This is a genomic window from Streptomyces sp. Y1 (genome assembly GCF_041053115.1).
Taxonomy (GTDB): Bacteria; Actinomycetota; Actinomycetes; order Streptomycetales; family Streptomycetaceae; genus Kitasatospora; species Kitasatospora rubellomurina.
Window position 1 is genome coordinate 4477064 of the sequence record NZ_CP163445.1, and the last position, 18787, is coordinate 4495850.

Genomic DNA, 18787 nt, shown 5'->3' on the forward strand with positions numbered 1-18787 from the left:
GAACCGGGACGGACCGGGCATCGCGGTTCCAGTATCCGTACGGCTCCGTCCGGATCGCGGCGTCCGGAGATCCACCGGTGATCGCCGGGGGCGGCCGGACGATCGCCGCCGGAGCGGTGCTCCCGGAAGAAAGGGGTTCGACCAAACGCCCCTCGACCACGTACACTCGCTGCTCGACGGCCCACCGAAAAAGACCGGAGCCTTCACCGCCTGTACAGACAGCGGGGTTGGATGCGGTAGGTTGGTCGCCACGGAGCCGCGAGGCGCCGTAGGGCAATAGCTCAATTGGTAGAGCACCGGTCTCCAAAACCGGCGGTTGGGGGTTCGAGTCCCTCTTGCCCTGCTGCTTGACCTGCATCTCAGCCCGTTCGCTCCACTGGAGTGAGCGGGCTTGATGCGGAGAGGGCACCGATCAGCATCGTTTGGATCAGCACCGCTTACGCCGGCCGCTCGTGCCCCAACCGGGTGCGATGACGTCCGGCAGGACCCGGATTCAGGTGAGGACGAGTGACGGAGACCACGGGCTCCACCGCAACGCCTGAGAGCGGCAACCCCGAGGGGGCCGACGGCGCTGCCGAGACCACGCCTGTCGACGGCGAGGAGAAGGCGCTCTCGCGCCGCGACCGCAAGCGGGCCAACCGCTCCGGCGAGAAGAAGTCCGGCAAGCGGGCCAAGAAGGGCCTGTTCGCGCGCATGGGCCTGTTCTACCGCCAGATCATCGCCGAGCTGCGCAAGGTCGTCTGGCCGACCAAGGGCGACCTCACCAGCTACACCGCCGTCGTGGTGACCTTCGTCGTCGTCGTGATGGCCTTCGTGGCCGGCCTGGACTACGGCTTCTCCAAGCTGAGCCTCTGGATCTTCGGCTGACCCGAACGCACCGCCTTCGAAACGCTTCCCGACCCGGGCCGATCATCGGTCCGGGTCGAGCTGTCTGCGGCGGACGTACGCGCGGCTACCGTTGACTCGGTACTGTTGAAGTCTCCGAGACCTCACCCGGCGCCCGCGCGAGCGGTCGCGCGCCGGTGCGGATTCGGAGCGCGCCACCTTCACCATCTCCAGGAAAGAAGCAGCCACCGTGTCTGAGTCCCCCCTGTACGACGCCGACGAGACCGTCCGCGAGGCGGATGTCGCCGCCGAGCTGGACGCGGCCGAGCTGGCTGACGACACCGAGTCCGCCGAGCAGATCGTGGACGCCGTGGACGGCGACGAGGACGAGGTCGAGGCGTACGACGAGGCCGAGGCCGGCGAGCCCGCCGAGGAGGCCGCTCTGTCCGTGGAGGCCGCCGACGCGGAGGACGCCGCCGAGGAGGACACCGACGCGCAGGACGCCGCCGAGGTCGCCGAGGAGGAGGTCGAGGAGGCCGAGGAGGTCGACCCGGTCGCCAAGTTCCGCGAGGACCTGCGCTTCATGCCCGGCGAGTGGTACGTGATCCACACCTACGCCGGCTACGAGAACCGGGTGAAGCAGAACCTGGAGCAGCGCGCCGTCTCGCTGAACGTCGAGGAGTACATCTTCCAGGCCGAGGTGCCGCAGGAGGAGGTCGTCCAGATCAAGAACGGCGACCGCAAGACCATCCGCCAGAACAAGCTCCCCGGCTACGTCCTGGTGCGCATGGACCTCACCCCCGAGTCCTGGGGCGTCGTGCGCAACACCCCCGGTGTCACCGGCTTCGTCGGCAACGCCTACGACCCGTACCCGCTGACCCTGGACGAGGTCGTCAAGATGCTCGCCCCGGACGTCGAGCGCCAGGCCGCGAAGGAGGCCGGCAAGCCGTCGCCGGTCAAGCCGAGCGAGATCCAGGTGCTGGACTTCGAGGTCGGCGACTCGGTCACCGTCACGGACGGTCCGTTCGCCACCCTGCAGGCGACCATCAACGAGATCAACCCCGACTCGAAGAAGGTCAAGGGCCTGGTCGAGATCTTCGGCCGGGAGACCCCGGTCGAGCTGTCCTTCGACCAGATCCAGAAGAACTAGTCGTACGGTCTTCGGATTCGGGGCGGGGCCGACGGCCCCGCCCCGAATCCGTTTTGGTCCAGCGGCGCATCCGCGTTAGCCTGGTCCGATGTGTGTGCTGGCGGCCGGGTGTCGCCCCGGTCCCGCACGCACCAGCAATCACCTCTCGGAAGGACCCGGAGAGACATGCCTCCCAAGAAGAAGAAGGTCACGGGGCTTATCAAGCTCCAGATCAACGCCGGCGCGGCCAACCCGGCGCCGCCGGTCGGCCCCGCGCTGGGCCAGCACGGCGTCAACATCATGGAGTTCTGCAAGGCCTACAACGCTGCGACCGAGTCGCAGCGCGGCATGATCGTGCCGGTGGAGATCACGGTCTACGAGGACCGTTCCTTCACCTTCATCACGAAGACGCCGCCGGCCGCGCGCCTCATCCTGAAGGCCGCCGGTATCGAGAAGGGCTCCAGCGAGCCGCACAAGACCAAGGTCGCCAAGCTCACCAGCGCCCAGGTCCGCGACATCGCCACCACCAAGATGCCCGACCTGAACGCCAACGACCTGGACGCGGCGGAGAAGATCATCGCCGGCACCGCCCGGTCGATGGGCATCACCGTCGAGGGCTGATCTCCTCTCCCCGAGGGCAGATCCCCTTCTCGTCCCCCGTGGTAGGGCCTGCGCAGGCCCGATGACTACCACAACTCCAATCACCATTCAGGAGCAGCAGTGAAGCGCAGCAAGGCTCTGAAGGCCGCGGACGCTCAGGTCGACCGCGAGCGCCTTTACGCCCCCCTCGAGGCCGTCCGCCTCGCCAAGGCGACCAGCACCACCAAGTTCGACGGCACCGTCGAGGTCGCCATGCGTCTGGGCGTCGACCCGCGCAAGGCCGACCAGATGGTCCGCAGCACCGTGATCCTCCCGCACGGCACCGGTAAGACCGCTCGGGTCCTGGTCTTCGCGACCGGCGACCGTGCCGAGGCCGCGCGTGCTGCCGGCGCCGACATCGTCGGCTCCGACGAGCTCATCGACGAGGTCGCCAAGGGCCGTCTGGACTTCGACGCCGTCGTCGCCACCCCGGACCTCATGGGCAAGGTCGGCCGCCTGGGCCGCGTGCTCGGTCCCCGTGGTCTGATGCCGAACCCGAAGACCGGCACCGTGACCCCGGACGTCGCCAAGGCTGTCAACGACATCAAGGGCGGCAAGATCGAGTTCCGCGTCGACAAGCACTCGAACCTGCACTTCATCATCGGTAAGGCCTCCTTCACCGACGAGCAGCTGGTCGAGAACTACGCCGCCGCGCTGGACGAGGTGCTCCGCGCCAAGCCGTCCGCCGCCAAGGGCCGCTACATCAAGAAGACCGCGTTCTCGACCACCATGGGCCCCGGCATCCAGGTGGACCCGAACCGCACCCGCAACCTCCTCGTCGAGGAGGACCCGGCCGCGGTCTGAGCCCCAGTGCTCTGAAGCAGTCCGCACGGCGGGCCCGTACCCCTTCGGGGGTGCGGGCCCGCCGTCGTTCCCGGGGGCGGGCGGGCGGTCGGGCCGGGCAGTCGGGACCGGGGGTGCGGCGGACATGGTTGCGGAACCGGGACCTGCGGGGATGGGAACGGTCGGTCGAGTCGTCGTACGCTCTGCCGGTCAGATCATGTGGAGAACCCGTGACCGCCGGAGTGAGTCGTGCCGCCCGCCCTTCGCCCCGCCGCCCCCGCCCGGGCGGCGGCCCTGCTGCTGCTCGGCGCCACCACCGGATGCAGCCTGCTGGCCGCCCCCGCCACCGGCACCCCCGGGCAGCCCGCGCCGGTGCCGCCGAAGCAGGTGGTGCTCACCGCCGCCCAGGCGCTGGACGACTCCGGCACCGCCCGGATCGACGTCGTCCAGGAGGGCCCGGCCGGCCGGCGCACCGCGAGCGGCACGCTCACCTGGGGAGCCCGGGACGAGGCCGCGCTGACCGTCACCGATGAACTCGGAGCCGGGCGGCTGACCGTCCGGGACGGCGCGGTCGACCTCGCGTACCAGGACGGCCGGGCCAAGCACGCGGACCGCGCCACGGCCGAGTCGCTCGACCCCGCCGCGGGGGCCGCCGGCGGCTGGGCGGGCGGCTGGACGACGGCGCTGATCACCAACCCGGGCAGCCGCGCGTACGCCGTCGCCCAGGCCGGCACGCTCGGCTCGCTCGGTGGCGAGGACGTCGCCGGGACGACCGCGGCGCACTACCGGGGCTCCACGCCGGTGGCCGAATACTTCGGCGCGGAAGGGGAGTTGGGGCCGGACCGGCTGGCCGCGGTGCTCGACTGGTACCAGCGGCACGGGGTGAAGACGATCGACTGGGACCTCTGGGTCGGGCCCGGCTCCCGGCTGCTGAGACTGCGCGAGACCGTCACCGGCGACACCGGGACCACCGTCACCACGACCGAGGTCTCGGGCGCCGCTTCCGCGGACCCGACCGCTGCCGCGACGGGGTGACGAGCGCCGAATTCCGGTGTCCCGGGCGGCGGTTGATCGCATAGAGTCCGCACAAGGAGCACCACCGGCTCACCGGGGGAGGGGAGTCGGGAATCCTCAGTGGGGGGAATTATGGGAATTCGTAGCAAGTCCGCCGTCGTCGTCGTGCTCGCCGCCCTGGCGCTGACCACGACGGCCTGCGACGACGAGAAGAAGGACGGCGGCAAGGCCGCGGCACCGGTCGCCCCGGCCGCGACGGCCGCGGCGACCGCCGAGGACACGCCGTCCGCACCGCCGGCCAAGGTGACTCCGGCGATCTTCCTGGAGAAGGTCACGGAGAAGACCGGGGCGGCGAAGTCCGCGAAGATCGACGAGTCGATCACGATCGGCGCGACCACCATCAAGGGCAAGGGCGCGGCCTCCTGGGCCCACGGCCTCCAGGCCGACATCACCATGGACGTGTCGGGATCGCCGCTGGCCAAGACGCTCGAACCCGTGACCGGCGGCCCGAGCGTGCACTACCTGTACACCGACATCGGTATGTACATGAAGCTGGGCCCGGACGCGTCCGCCGAGCTCGGCGGACACCGCTGGCTGCGGTACACGAAGGAGGACCTGGCCAAGGCCACCGGCGCGCAGACCACCCAGTTCACCAGCATGGACCCGGTCCAGGGCGTGCGGGCGCTGATCGCCGGCGGCAAGGTGACCGAGGTCGGCCAGGACACGGTGAACGGCAAGGCCGCCACCCACTACACCGGTGAGCTCGACCTGGCTGACATGATCAAGGTGACCGGCTCCAGCGTGACCCAGGAGCAGATCGAGAAGATCAAGCAGGGCCTGACGGCCAACGGCGTCACCCACGAGACGCTCGACGTCTGGGTCGACGCCGACATGCTGGTGGTCAAGCGGGTCGAGCAGGCCGACACCAAGGCCGGGGCGCTCAACGTCACCGTGGGCTACTCCGACTACGGCACCCCGGTCCTCGCGGCCGAGCCGTACGACTACGTCGACATGAGGGAACTGCAGAAGCATTCCGAGGGGGCCACCGCGTCCTGAGGCCGGGGTGGATGGCAAGGTGGCCCGGGTGAGAGAGGAACGGACGATGGTGGGACGGCAGCGGCGGGCGGGAGTGGCCGCCGTCGCGCTGCTGGCGGTCGGGCTCACCGGGTGCGGCGGGGGCGAGGACCGGGCGGCCGTGCCGTCCGGCAGTCCGAGCGCGACCAGTGCCCCGGCCACCGTGGCCACCCCGACCGGGCCGGCCAAGCCCACCGACCGCTCGCCGCACGGCGTCCTGCTCTCCGCCGAGCTGGCCATGCAGACCGCCCGCCGGGCCAAGGTCAGCTACCGGCTGGGCGCGGACGCCGGCGCCGGCCCGCTGTTCTGGGCGCCGAAGACGGCGCTGCAGGTCAAGCGCTCGACCGCGGGCGGCCCGGAGCAGCTGATCGTCGTGGACACCGTCGCCTACCAGGGCGGCGACGCGGCCACCGCGACCCGCCAGGGCGGCCGGCACTGGGAGCGCTTCACCGTCCCGCCGGACCCGGACGGCCGCAAGGAGGTCCCGTACGCCGGGCTGATCGACTCGCTGAACCCGGTGGAGGCGCTGGCCGCCGCCACCGCGGACGGGGTGGTGCCCGCCTTCCTCGGCGAGGAGAAGCTGGAGGACTCGACCGTCGAGCACTACCGGGTCACCACCACCGCGGAGAAGTACGCCGCCGCCCAGGCCCAGCTGACCCAGGCCCGCCGGGACGGCCTGCGGGCCGCCCTGGCCCCCGGCGGCTCGCACTCGCTGACCCTGGACCTCTGGCTCAACGACAAGGACCAGCTGGTCAAGCTGCAGCGCACCGGGAGCGGCGACGGCGGCGGCCGGGCGGACGACCTGGTGCTCTACTCGGACTTCGCCGGGGCGCTGCTCTCGGCCCAGGCCCCGGCCGAGCCGGACACCGTGGACACCGGCGTCCGGACGGTCTCCCCGCTGGCCCGCTGAGCCGCGCCGGGCCTGCCGGGCTGCTCCGTCCGAGGGCGATTTGCGTCGTACGGGTGCGTCCGTCTAATCTGGCGGAAGCCAAAGACCGCTGGTTGTCGCCGTGCCCGTCAGGGAGCAGGCGGCCGAAGGATCTGTGATTCGTCGCAGGCAGCCCGCGCAGGTGTGTCTGGAGCTTTCGATTTCCGGGTGCCGCGTCCGCGCGGAGCCCGTCGAGGTCACTGCGAGCCCCGTGCGCCCTGCGCATCGGGGCTCATTGCTTTTGCAGGAGCTTTCCTTCCGCCCTGGTGGTCCGAGGTGTGAATGGTCGACTTTCGCGGTCGGCCGGACTTCGACATCACGGAAGGAGGCGTAAGCCTATGGCCAGGCCCGACAAGGCTGCTGCCGTCGCTGAGATCACGGACAAGTTCCGTGGTTCCTCCGCGGCGCTGCTGACCGAGTACCGCGGTCTCTCGGTGAAGCAGGTCAAGACCCTGCGTCGCTCGCTCGGCGACAACGCCGAGTACGCCGTGGTGAAGAACACGCTGACCAAGATCGCGGCCAACGAGGTCGGGATCACGGAGCTGGACGACCTGTTCAACGGTCCGACGGCTGTCGCCTTCGTCACCGGTGACCCGGTGGAGTCGGCGAAGGCTCTGCGTGACTTCGCCAAGGAGAACCCCGCTCTCATCATCAAGGGCGGTGTCCTTGACGGTAAGGCGCTGTCCGCCGATGAGATCAAGAAGCTCGCGGACCTCGAGTCCCGCGAGGTGCTGCTCGCCAAGCTGGCGGGTGCCCTGAAGGCCAAGCAGTCCCAGGCTGCCGCGCTCTTCCAGGCCCTGCCGTCGAAGCTCGTCCGCACCGTGGACGCGCTGCGCGACAAGGTCGAGCAGGGCGGTGCCGGTACGCCGGCTCCCGCCGCCGAGGACGCCGCCGCCGAGTAATCGGCAGGCTCACGCCTCGCTGCGGGCCCGTACGCCCGCCAACCCGTACATCCGGCACCACCTGCCGATTTAGTGGAAGGACGCCATCATGGCGAAGCTGACCCAGGACGAGCTGCTCGCGCAGTTCGAGGAGCTCACCCTCATCGAGCTCGCCGCCTTCGTGAAGGCCTTCGAGGAGAAGTTCGACGTCACCGCTGCCGCCCCGGCCGCTGCCGTCGTCGTTGCCGGCGGTGCCGCCGGTGGCGCCGAGGCCGTTGAGGAGCAGGACGAGTTCGACGTCATCCTCGACGCCGCCGGCGACAAGAAGATCCAGGTCATCAAGGAGGTGCGCACCCTGACCTCCCTCGGCCTGAAGGAGGCCAAGGACCTCGTTGACACCGCTGGTGCCAAGGTCCTGGAGAAGGTTGCCAAGGACGTTGCCGAGAAGGCCAAGGCCGCCCTCGAGGGTGCCGGCGCCAAGGTCACCGTCAAGTGACTTCTCGCCCCCTCTGAGGGGGCCTGAGGCCGGGCCGATCACCCTTGCGGGTGGTCGGCCCGGCTTTTTCGCGTTCCGGGGGCAGGGCGCCGGACCCGGGGGACGCCCGCCGCCCGGCCGGTCCGGACCACCGGTGTGGCCGATCGCTCACTCGGCACTGTCGGTCGCGAGGAGTAAGGTGATCACGGTCATCGACGGTGGCCCCCACCACGGCTTCTGTAACGCCGGAGGGGTCACGGGCGATGGAGAGGGCGAGGTCCGCCCCGCCGGCGGGCCCTTGACGAACCCGACGCGGCGCGCGATTCTCAAGGCGCGAGTCCGCCGGGTTGGTCCACTGCTGGATGCATAACCAGTGGCTCCGGCGGGAAATGACTCGACGTGAGTTAGAGCAGTACCCGGTGGGCGTCCGCGCTCGCCGGCTACCGGGAGGAGTCTCCGATTCGGTTTCCGAATCAGAGCTGGACAGCAGTGTGGCCTTTGGCTACACTGTCCCTTTGCGCTGCCTGTTAGCTTCTCCGTGACTCGTCGCCCGGAGTTTGCGTTGCCCTGAAGGGGTCTGGCATCGCCTCCGCAAAGCGGCTCTGACCTCGGGTTTCGACCCCGGCAGAGGCCAGTGGCGAGGGAGGCGGGACCAAGGCTCAAGCAGGCCCGGCTGGTACGCGCGTAGTGAGCTCCGAGCCCTCGGAAGGACCCCCCTCTTGGCCGCGCCGCGCAACGCCTCGAACAATTCCGCCGCATCCACCGCCCCGCTCCGCGTCTCGTTCGCGAAGATCAAGGAGCCCCTCGAGGTCCCGAACCTCCTGGCCCTGCAGACCGAGAGCTTTGACTGGCTGCTCGGCAACGCGGCCTGGAAGGCCCGGGTCGAGGAGGCGCTGGAGTCCGGTCAGGACGTCCCCACCAAGTCCGGTCTGGAGGAGATCTTCGAGGAGATCTCCCCGATCGAGGACTTCAGCGGGTCGATGTCGCTGACCTTCCGCGACCACCGTTTCGAGCCGCCGAAGAACTCCATTGACGAGTGCAAGGACCGCGACTTCACGTACGCGGCCCCGCTCTTCGTCACGGCCGAGTTCACCAACAACGAGACCGGTGAGATCAAGTCTCAGACGGTCTTCATGGGCGACTTCCCGCTCATGACCCACAAGGGCACGTTCGTGATCAACGGCACCGAGCGTGTCGTCGTGTCGCAGCTCGTCCGCTCCCCGGGTGTGTACTTCGACTCCACCCTGGACAAGGTGTCCGACAAGGACATCTACTCCTGCAAGGTCATCCCCTCGCGTGGTGCCTGGCTGGAGATGGAGATCGACAAGCGCGACATGGTCGGCGTCCGCATCGACCGCAAGCGCAAGCAGTCCGTCACCGTGCTGCTGAAGGCTCTCGGCTGGACCAACGAGATGATTCTCGAGGAGTTCGGCGAGTACGAGTCGATGCGCAACACCCTGGAGAAGGACCACACCCAGGGCCAGGACGACGCGCTGCTCGACATCTACCGCAAGCTGCGTCCGGGCGAGCCGCCGACGCGTGAGGCCGCGCAGACGCTGTTGGAGAACCTGTACTTCAACCCGAAGCGCTACGACCTCGCGAAGGTCGGCCGCTACAAGCTCAACCGCAAGCTGGGCAACGCCGAGTCGCTGGACTCCGGCGTGCTCACCGAGCCCGACATCATCGGTGCGATCAAGTACCTGGTGAAGCTGCACGCCGGTGAGACCGAGTGGCGTGACGAGACCGGCCGCGACATCGTGGTCGAGGTCGACGACATCGACCACTTCGGCAACCGCCGCCTGCGCAACGTCGGCGAGCTCATCCAGAACCAGGTCCGTACGGGTCTCGCCCGCATGGAGCGCGTCGTGCGCGAGCGCATGACCACCCAGGACGTCGAGGCGATCACGCCGCAGACCCTGATCAACATCCGGCCGGTCGTCGCCTCCATCAAGGAGTTCTTCGGCACCAGCCAGCTGTCGCAGTTCATGGACCAGACGAACCCGCTGTCGGGCCTGACCCACAAGCGCCGTCTGTCCGCCCTCGGCCCCGGTGGTCTGTCCCGTGAGCGGGCCGGCTTCGAGGTCCGAGACGTGCACCCCTCGCACTACGGCCGCATGTGTCCGATCGAGACCCCGGAAGGCCCGAACATCGGTCTGATCGGGTCGCTGGCCTCGTACGGCCGGGTCAACGCCTTCGGCTTCATCGAGACCCCGTACCGCAAGGTCGTCGACGGTGTCGTCACCGAGCAGGTGGACTACCTCACCGCCGACGAGGAGGACCGCTACGTCATCGCCCAGGCGAACGCCCCGCTGACCGCGGACCTGCACTTCGCCGAGCCGCGCGTCCTGGTCCGCCGCCGTGGCGGCGAGATCGACTACATCCCGGGCTCCGAGATCGACTACATGGACGTCTCGCCGCGCCAGATGGTGTCGGTCGCGACCGCCATGATCCCGTTCCTCGAGCACGACGACGCCAACCGCGCGCTCATGGGCTCGAACATGATGCGCCAGGCGGTGCCGCTGCTGAAGAGCGAGGCTCCGCTGGTCGGTACCGGCATGGAGTACCGCTGCGCCGTCGACGCCGCGGACGTCATCACCGCCGAGAAGTCCGGTGTCGTCCAGGAGGTCTCGGCCGACTACGTCACCGTGGCCAACGACGACGGCACGTACACCACGTACCGCGCCGCCAAGTTCACCCGCTCCAACCAGGGCACCGCCTTCAACCAGAAGGTGCTCGTGGACGAGGGCGCCCGGGTCGAGGTCAACCAGGTGCTGGCCGACGGCCCCTGCACCGACGAGGGCGAGATGGCCCTCGGCAAGAACCTGCTCGTGGCGTTCATGTCGTGGGAGGGTCACAACTACGAGGACGCGATCATCCTGTCGCAGCGCCTCGTGCAGGACGACGTCCTCTCCTCGATCCACATCGAGGAGCACGAGGTCGACGCCCGTGACACCAAGCTCGGCCCCGAGGAGATCACCCGGGACATCCCGAACGTCTCCGAGGAGGTCCTGGCCGACCTCGACGAGCGCGGCATCATCCGGATCGGCGCCGACGTCGTCACCGGTGACATCCTCGTCGGCAAGGTCACCCCGAAGGGTGAGACCGAGCTGACCCCCGAGGAGCGCCTGCTCCGCGCGATCTTCGGCGAGAAGGCCCGTGAGGTCCGCGACACCTCGCTGAAGGTGCCGCACGGTGAGTCCGGCAAGGTCATCGGCGTCCGCGTCTTCGACCGCGAAGAGGGCGACGAGCTGCCCCCGGGCGTCAACCAGCTGGTCCGCGTCTACGTGGCCCAGAAGCGCAAGATCACCAACGGTGACAAGCTCGCCGGCCGCCACGGCAACAAGGGTGTCATCTCCAAGATCCTGCCGGTCGAGGACATGCCCTTCCTGGAGGACGGCACCCCGGTCGACATCATCCTCAACCCGCTGGGTGTCCCGTCCCGAATGAACCCGGGACAGGTCCTGGAGATCCACCTCGGGTGGCTCGCCAAGCAGGGTTGGGACGTCTCCGGCCTCGCCGACGAGTGGGCCCAGCGCCTGCAGGCGATCGGCGCCGACCAGGTCGAGGGTGGCACCAACCTCGCCACCCCGGTCTTCGACGGCGCCCGCGAGGACGAGATCACCGGCCTGCTGGACAACACCACCCTCACCCGTGACGGTGAGCGCCTGGTGAACTCCACCGGCAAGGCCCGGCTGTTCGACGGCCGCTCCGGCGAGCCGTTCCCGATGCCGGTCTCGGTCGGCTACATGTACATCCTCAAGCTGCACCACCTGGTCGACGACAAGCTGCACGCCCGTTCGACCGGTCCGTACTCGATGATCACCCAGCAGCCGCTCGGTGGTAAGGCGCAGTTCGGTGGTCAGCGCTTCGGTGAGATGGAGGTGTGGGCCCTCGAGGCGTACGGCGCTGCGTACGCGCTGCAGGAGCTGCTCACCATCAAGTCCGACGACGTCCTGGGCCGCGTGAAGGTCTACGAGGCGATCGTCAAGGGCGAGAACATCCCCGAGCCCGGCATTCCCGAGTCCTTCAAGGTGCTCATCAAGGAAATGCAGTCGCTCTGCCTCAACGTGGAGGTGCTGTCCTCGGACGGCCAGTCCATCGAGATGCGGGACTCCGACGAGGACGTGTTCCGCGCCGCCGAGGAGCTCGGCATCGACCTGTCCCGGCGCGAGCCGAGCAGCGTCGAAGAGGTCTGACGGAGGCCGGGCCGGCTGCCCCGCGCAGCCGGCCCGTCCCCCAGGCCCCCCTCAGACCACAGACAAACTCTCGAATCACGAAAGAGGGCTTGACGACCAGTGCTTGACGTCAACTTCTTCGACGAGCTCCGCATCGGCCTGGCCACCGCCGACGACATCCGCCAGTGGTCGCACGGCGAGGTCAAGAAGCCGGAGACCATCAACTACCGCACCCTGAAGCCCGAAAAGGACGGACTCTTCTGCGAGAAGATCTTCGGCCCCACCCGGGACTGGGAGTGCTACTGCGGTAAGTACAAGCGCGTCCGCTTCAAGGGCATCATCTGCGAGCGCTGCGGCGTCGAGGTGACCCGCGCCAAGGTGCGTCGCGAGCGGATGGGCCACATCGAGCTGGCCGCCCCGGTCACGCACATCTGGTACTTCAAGGGCGTGCCGTCCCGCCTGGGCTACCTGCTCGACCTGGCGCCGAAGGACCTCGAGAAGGTCATCTACTTCGCCGCCTACATGATCACCTGGGTCGACGACGAGCGCCGCCAGCGCGACCTGCCGTCCCTGGAGGCGCACGTCTCGGTCGAGCGCCAGCAGATCGAGAACCGCCGCGACTCCGACCTCGAGGCCCGCGCCAAGAAGGCCGAGACCGACCTGGCCGAGCTGGAGGCCGAGGGCGCCAAGGCCGACGTGCGCCGCAAGGTGCGCGAGGGTGCCGAGCGCGAGATGAAGCAGCTGCGCGACCGCGCGCAGCGCGAGCTGGACCGCCTCGACGAGGTGTGGGCCCGCTTCAAGAACCTCAAGGTCCAGGACCTCGAGGGCGACGAGCTGCTCTACCGCGAGCTGCGCGACCGCTTCGGCACCTACTTCTCCGGCTCGATGGGCGCCGCGGCCCTCAAGGACCGCCTGGAGACCTTCGACCTGGCGGCCGAGGCCGAGCGCCTGCGCGAGATCATCCGCACCGGCAAGGGCCAGAAGAAGACCCGTGCGCTCAAGCGCCTCAAGGTCGTCTCCGCCTTCCTGCAGACCAGCAACAAGCCCAACGGCATGGTGCTGGACTGCGTCCCGGTCATCCCGCCGGACCTGCGTCCGATGGTGCAGCTGGACGGTGGCCGCTTCGCGACCTCCGACCTGAACGACCTGTACCGCCGCGTCATCAACCGCAACAACCGCCTGAAGCGCCTGCTCGACCTCGGTGCCCCCGAGATCATCGTGAACAACGAGAAGCGCATGCTCCAGGAGGCCGTCGACGCGCTGTTCGACAACGGCCGCCGCGGCCGTCCGGTCACCGGCCCGGGCAACCGCCCGCTGAAGTCCCTCAGCGACATGCTGAAGGGCAAGCAGGGTCGTTTCCGCCAGAACCTGCTCGGCAAGCGAGTCGACTACTCGGCCCGTTCGGTCATCGTCGTCGGTCCGCAGCTCAAGCTGCACCAGTGCGGTCTGCCGAAGGCCATGGCGCTGGAGCTCTTCAAGCCGTTCGTGATGAAGCGCCTGGTCGACCTGAACCACGCGCAGAACATCAAGTCGGCCAAGCGCATGGTCGAGCGCGCCCGCCCGGTCGTGTGGGACGTGCTCGAAGAGGTCATCGCCGAGCACCCGGTCCTGCTGAACCGTGCGCCCACCCTGCACCGCCTCGGCATCCAGGCCTTCGAGCCGCAGCTGGTCGAGGGCAAGGCCATCCAGATCCACCCGCTCGTCTGCACCGCGTTCAACGCGGACTTCGACGGTGACCAGATGGCCGTCCACCTGCCGCTCTCCGCGGAGGCGCAGGCCGAGGCCCGCATCCTGATGCTGTCCTCGAACAACATCCTGAAGCCGGCAGACGGTCGCCCCGTCACCATGCCGACCCAGGACATGGTGCTCGGTCTGTTCTTCCTGACCTCGGACCGCGAGAACGTGAAGGGCGCCGGCCGCACCTTCTCGTCGACCGCCGAGGCGATCATGGCCTTCGACGCCCGCGAGCTGGACGTCCAGGCCCCGATCGAGCTGCGCCTCGGCGCCGGCACCGTCCCGCCGCGCGGCTGGACCGCCCCGGTGGACGAGGACGGCCAGCCGACCTGGTTCGACGGCGAGCCCTTCCGCCTGAGCACCACCCTGGGCCGCGCGCTCTTCAACGAGCTGCTGCCCGAGGACTACCCGTTCGTCGACTACGAGGTGGGCAAGAAGCAGCTCTCCGCGATCGTCAACGACCTGGCGGAGCGCTACCCCAAGGTCGTCGTCGCGGCGACCCTGGACAACCTGAAGGCGGCCGGCTTCCACTGGTCGACCCGTTCCGGTGTCACCGTCTCGATCTCGGACGTCATCGTCCCGCCGAGCAAGCCCCAGATCCTGGAGGGCTTCGAGGCGAAGGCGGAGAAGGTCCAGAAGCAGTACGAGCGCGGTCTGATCACCAACGACGAGCGCAAGCAGGAGCTCGTCGGCATCTGGACCCAGGCGACCAACGAGGTCGCGGACGCCATGGCGGCGAACTTCCCGAAGACCAACCCGATCTTCATGATGGTCGACTCGGGCGCCCGAGGGAACATGATGCAGATGCGCCAGATCGCCGGTATGCGTGGTCTGGTGTCGAACGCCAAGAACGAGACCATCCCGCGACCCATCAAGGCGTCGTTCCGTGAGGGTCTCACCGTGCTGGAGTACTTCATCTCCACCCACGGTGCCCGTAAGGGTCTGGCCGACACCGCCCTCCGTACCGCCGACTCCGGCTACCTCACCCGTCGTCTGGTCGACGTCTCCCAGGACGTCATCATTCGCGAGGAGGACTGCGGCACCGAGCGCGGCCTGAAGCTGTCGATCGGCTCCGTGGGCGCCGACGGCGTGCTGCGCAAGGCCGACGACGTCGAGACCAGCGTGTACGCCCGCATGCTCGCCGAGGACATCACCGTCGACGGCAAGCTGCTGGCCACCGCCAACACGGACCTCGGCGACGTCCTGATGGACGAGCTGATCCGCCACGGCGTGTCCGAGGTCAAGGTCCGCTCGATCCTGACCTGTGAGTCCGCGGTCGGCACCTGCGCCATGTGCTACGGCCGTTCGCTGGCCACCGGCAAGCTGGTCGACATCGGTGAGGCGGTCGGCATCATCGCCGCCCAGTCCATCGGTGAGCCCGGCACCCAGCTGACCATGCGTACCTTCCACACCGGTGGTGTGGCCGGTGACGACATCACCCAGGGTCTGCCGCGTGTCGTCGAGCTCTTCGAGGCCCGTACCCCCAAGGGTGTGGCCCCGATCTCCGAGGCCACCGGCCGCGCGCGGATCGAGGACACCGAGAAGACCCGCAAGATCGTCATCACGCCGGACGACGGCAGCGACGAGATCGCCTACCCGGTCTCGAAGCGCGTGAAGCTGCTCGTCAGCGAGGGCGAGGCGGTCGAGGTCGGCCAGAAGCTGACCATGGGTGCCACCAACCCGCACGACGTCCTGCGCATCATGGGCCAGCGTGCCGTCCAGATCCACCTGGTCGCCGAGGTCCAGAAGGTCTACAACTCGCAGGGTGTGTCGATCCACGACAAGCACATCGAGATCATCATCCGGCAGATGCTCCGCCGCGTGACGATCATCGAGTCGGGCGACGCCGAGCTGCTCCCGGGCGAGCTCGTCGAGCGCGGCCGCTTCGAGCAGGAGAACCGTCGCGTGGTCTCCGAGGGCGGTCACCCCGCCTCCGGCCGTCCGCAGCTGATGGGTATCACCAAGGCCTCGCTGGCCACCGAGTCCTGGCTGTCGGCCGCCTCCTTCCAGGAGACGACCCGGGTCCTCACCGACGCGGCGATCCACGCCAAGTCGGACCCGCTGCTGGGCCTCAAGGAGAACGTCATCCTCGGTAAGCTCATCCCGGCCGGTACGGGCCTGCCCCGCTACCGCAACATCCGGGTCGAGCCGACCGAGGAGGCCAAGGCCGCCATGTACTCGGCCGTCGGCTACGACGACTACGACCTGTCGCCCTTCGGCGCCGGCTCCGGCCAGGCCGTCCCGCTGGACGACTACGACTACGGCCCGTACACCGGCTGAGTCGCGCGTCACTGATCGCTCGCAGGGCGGTCACCCCTCACGGGGTGGCCGCCCTGCGGCGTTTCCGGGCCCTCCTCCGTCGTGCGGGGGAGGGGGTGGAACCGCTCGGCGGAGGGAGGTGGGGGAGGGGGCCGGTGCGGGAGGCTTCTCGGTGTCGGGACGACGGGGCTGGCGAAGGGGGCCGGGGATGAAGCGGGTGCTGGGCGTGGTGGCGATCACCGCGGGGATCGTGCTGGGGATGCAGGGGTGCCTGCCGTTCGGGGACGACAAGGAGCACCGGACGGTGGACTACGGGGTGTCGGAGCCGGTGAAGGAGCTGGTGGTCGAGGGGCACACCGGCGGGGTCGTGGTGACCGGTGGCGGCGACACGGTGCACGTCACGGAGAAGCAGGACTACGAGGACGCGCCGCCGAACACCACGCACGAGGTGAAGGACGGCGTGCTGCGGCTGACGTACGACTGCGGCGGCTGCGGCGTCGGGTACACCGTGCGGGTGCCGGCCGGGACGAAGGTGCGGATCAAGGAGGAGACCGGCGGGGTGCGGCTGAGCGGGCTGGCCGCCGAGGTGGAGGCCGAGGTGGACACCGGCGGGGTCGAGGCCACCGGGCTGACCTCGCAGCAGGTGCGGCTGAGCGCCCGGACCGGCGGGGTGCGGGCCGAGTTCGCGGCCGCGCCGGTGAAGGTGGAGGCGAAGACCGAAACCGGCGGGGTCCGGGTGAAGGTGCCGGCCGACGAGGCGTACGCGGTGGACGCGAACGCCGGGACGGGCGGCGTGGACGTCGGCATCCCCTCGCAGGCGGGGGCGGCGCGCCGGATCACCGCGCGGACGGACACCGGCGGGGTGACGGTCAGCGGTGTCTGACCGGGCCGTTCCGGAGGTACTGCCGGTAGGGCATGATCTCCTCCGCGGGGGCGGCGTCCCCGGCTACGGGGGAGGTACGGCGGTGGAGCGCGTGATGCGCTGGCGGACCTGGACGGGCGGGCTCAGCCCGTACGTCCTGGACACCTTCCTTGCGGTCTGCTCGGCGGTGGTGTCGCTCTGGGCGGTCTACAACGACGACGTCGACTGGCCGTGGTGGGTCTACCTGCTGGCGGCGTCCACCGCGCTGTACCTGCCCTGGCGGCGGGTCGCCCCGCTGCCGGTGCTGCTGGCCCTGAGCGTGCCGGTCTCGCTGCTGCTGTCGGCGGTCGCGCACTCGGCCGACCCGCAGGTGCCGTTGTACGCCGTGATCGGGATGTACACGGTGGCGGAGCGCTTCCCGGACCGGCAGCGCTGGCCGATGCTGGTGGTGGCGGTGGCCGCCAACGTGCTGGGTACCCACTCGCCGAACGGCGCGCTGTTCAGCGTGCTCACCTCGGTCGGCGGCTTCGTCTTCGGCTCGCTGGTCCGCTCCCAGCGGCGGCTGGCCCACCTGGAGGCCGAGCGGGCCCGCGAGGCCGGGGAACGGGCGGCCAGCGAGGCGGCCCGTGCGGTGGCGCAGGAGCGGGCCAGGATCGCGCGGGAGATGCACGACATCCTGGCGCACGCCGTCTCCCTGATGGTGATCCAGGCCGAGGCCGGGCCGCTGGTGGTGCACGGCGACCCGGACCGGGCGGTCCGGGTCTTCGACACCATCGCCGACTCCGGCCGTGACGCGATGGTCCAACTCCGGCGTGTCCTGGGAGTGTTGAAGGAGGAGGGCGCCGGCCCGGAGCTCGCGCCGCAGCCCCGGCTGGCCGAACTCGCCGAGGTGGCCGAGCGGGTGCGTGGCGCGGGGCTGTCGATGGACCTCGAACTGCCGGACGGGACGGGTTCGTTGCCCGCGGACGTGCAGGCCTCGGCGTACCGGATCGTGCAGGAGGCGCTGACCAACACCGTCAAGCACTCCGGCGCCACGCGCGCCTCGGTGCGGGTGGTCCGCACCGGCGACGTGCTGGAGGTGGTGGTCGCCGACAACGGGCGCGGGGTGGCGGCGGCGGCCGACCGCGCGGTGGCGGGCTGGTCCGGCGGCCGCGGACTGGTCGGCATCCGGGAGCGGGCGGCGGCCTGCGGCGGGCGGGCCGAGGCCGGCCCCGGCCCGGAGGGCAAGGGTTTCCTGGTGACCGCCCGGCTTCCGCTGGGGGCGGCGGGGGTGAGGGAGGGAGTGGGCGGATGACGCCGATTCGGGTGGTCGTCGCGGACGACCAGGAGCTGGTGCGGGCCGGGTTCGGGATGATCCTGGACGCGCAGCCGGACATCGAGGTGGTGGCCGAGGCCCGCGACGGCGCCGAGGCCGTCGAGGCGGTGCGGGAGCACGGTCCGGACGTGCTGCTGCTGGACGTCCGGATGCCGGTGATGGACGGACTGGAGGCGGCCCGCCGGGTGTGCGCCGAGTTCCCCTCCACCAAGGTGATCATGCTGACCACCTTCGACGTCGACGACTACGTCTTCGACGCGCTGTACGCGGGCGCCAGCGGCTTCCTGCTCAAGGACGTCCGGCGGGACGACCTGGCGCACGGGGTGCGGATGGTGGCCTCCGGCGAGGCGCTGCTCGCCCCCTCGGTGACCAGGCGGCTGATCGGCGAGTTCGCCGCCCGCCGCCCGGGCGCGCCGGACCGGGCGGTGCGCCCGCCGTCCCGGCTGCTGGAGCAGCTGACGCTGCGCGAGCACGAGACGCTGAAGCTGATCGCCCGCGGGCTGTCCAACGCGGAGATCGCGGCCGAACTGGTGGTCAGCGAGCACACCGTGAAGACGCACGTCAGCAACGTGCTCGGCAAGCTCGGGCTGCGCGACCGGGTGCACGCGGTGGTGTTCGCGTACGAGGCCGGCGCGGTGGTGGCGGGGGAGAGCTGAGGCGCGGCTTCGGGGGAGAGCCGAGGCGCGTCTGCGGG

Annotated in this window: 14 protein-coding genes and 1 tRNA gene; all 15 read left to right on the plus strand. The window is 69.7% G+C overall.

Features of this window, described 5'->3' with window-relative positions; translation table 11 throughout:
- Positions 1-270: 270 nt before the first annotated feature.
- The 15 genes from AB2U05_RS19280 (at position 271) to AB2U05_RS19350 (ending at position 18749) form a co-directional block, all read left to right on the plus strand.
- A tRNA-Trp gene (locus AB2U05_RS19280) sits at positions 271-343 on the plus strand.
- Positions 344-507: 164 nt separating this feature from the next.
- On the plus strand, positions 508-867 hold the full coding sequence (secE, locus tag AB2U05_RS19285) for a preprotein translocase subunit SecE (RefSeq protein WP_045693073.1): 360 nt from the start codon (positions 508-510) through the stop codon (positions 865-867).
- 328 nt (positions 868-1195) lie between these two features.
- Positions 1196-1975, plus strand: coding sequence for a transcription termination/antitermination protein NusG (gene nusG, locus AB2U05_RS19290; RefSeq protein ID WP_369185970.1), 780 nt, complete (start codon positions 1196-1198; stop codon positions 1973-1975).
- 165 nt (positions 1976-2140) lie between these two features.
- Entirely contained in the window at positions 2141-2575 is a 435-nt protein-coding gene (rplK, locus tag AB2U05_RS19295) for a 50S ribosomal protein L11 (protein WP_030232334.1), read from the plus strand.
- A gap of 99 nt (positions 2576-2674) precedes the next feature.
- Positions 2675-3397 (plus strand): 50S ribosomal protein L1, encoded by a 723-nt coding sequence (gene rplA, locus AB2U05_RS19300; protein WP_045693072.1) that lies wholly within the window; start codon positions 2675-2677, stop codon positions 3395-3397.
- 228 nt (positions 3398-3625) lie between these two features.
- On the plus strand, positions 3626-4411 hold the full coding sequence (locus AB2U05_RS19305; protein ID WP_369183835.1) for a hypothetical protein: 786 nt from the start codon (positions 3626-3628) through the stop codon (positions 4409-4411).
- 111 nt (positions 4412-4522) lie between these two features.
- Complete coding sequence (locus AB2U05_RS19310; protein ID WP_369183836.1) at positions 4523-5446, plus strand: hypothetical protein; 924 nt, start codon at positions 4523-4525, stop codon at positions 5444-5446.
- A 46-nt stretch (positions 5447-5492) separates the two neighbouring features.
- Positions 5493-6374, plus strand: a complete 882-nt coding sequence (locus AB2U05_RS19315) for a hypothetical protein (RefSeq protein ID WP_369183837.1) — start codon at positions 5493-5495, stop codon at positions 6372-6374.
- Positions 6375-6730: 356 nt separating this feature from the next.
- Positions 6731-7294 carry a 50S ribosomal protein L10 gene (gene rplJ, locus AB2U05_RS19320; RefSeq protein ID WP_045693068.1) on the plus strand — a complete coding sequence of 188 codons (564 nt, stop codon included), beginning with the start codon at positions 6731-6733 and terminating at the stop codon, positions 7292-7294.
- An 88-nt stretch (positions 7295-7382) separates the two neighbouring features.
- Positions 7383-7769, plus strand: coding sequence for a 50S ribosomal protein L7/L12 (gene rplL, locus AB2U05_RS19325; protein ID WP_045693067.1), 387 nt, complete (start codon positions 7383-7385; stop codon positions 7767-7769).
- A 698-nt stretch (positions 7770-8467) separates the two neighbouring features.
- On the plus strand, positions 8468-11944 hold the full coding sequence (gene rpoB / locus AB2U05_RS19330) for a DNA-directed RNA polymerase subunit beta (RefSeq protein ID WP_045693066.1): 3477 nt from the start codon (positions 8468-8470) through the stop codon (positions 11942-11944).
- A 99-nt stretch (positions 11945-12043) separates the two neighbouring features.
- Positions 12044-15937 carry a DNA-directed RNA polymerase subunit beta' gene (locus tag AB2U05_RS19335; RefSeq protein ID WP_045693065.1) on the plus strand — a complete coding sequence of 1298 codons (3894 nt, stop codon included), beginning with the start codon at positions 12044-12046 and terminating at the stop codon, positions 15935-15937.
- 187 nt (positions 15938-16124) lie between these two features.
- Positions 16125-16799, plus strand: coding sequence for a DUF4097 family beta strand repeat-containing protein (locus tag AB2U05_RS19340; RefSeq protein ID WP_045693064.1), 675 nt, complete (start codon positions 16125-16127; stop codon positions 16797-16799).
- Positions 16800-16881: 82 nt separating this feature from the next.
- Positions 16882-18072 (plus strand): sensor histidine kinase, encoded by a 1191-nt coding sequence (locus tag AB2U05_RS19345; RefSeq protein WP_369183838.1) that lies wholly within the window; start codon positions 16882-16884, stop codon positions 18070-18072.
- On the plus strand, positions 18069-18749 hold the full coding sequence (locus AB2U05_RS19350) for a response regulator transcription factor (protein ID WP_045693063.1): 681 nt from the start codon (positions 18069-18071) through the stop codon (positions 18747-18749). The genes AB2U05_RS19345 and AB2U05_RS19350 overlap by 4 nt, the downstream gene beginning before the upstream one ends.
- Positions 18750-18787 lie beyond the last annotated feature (38 nt).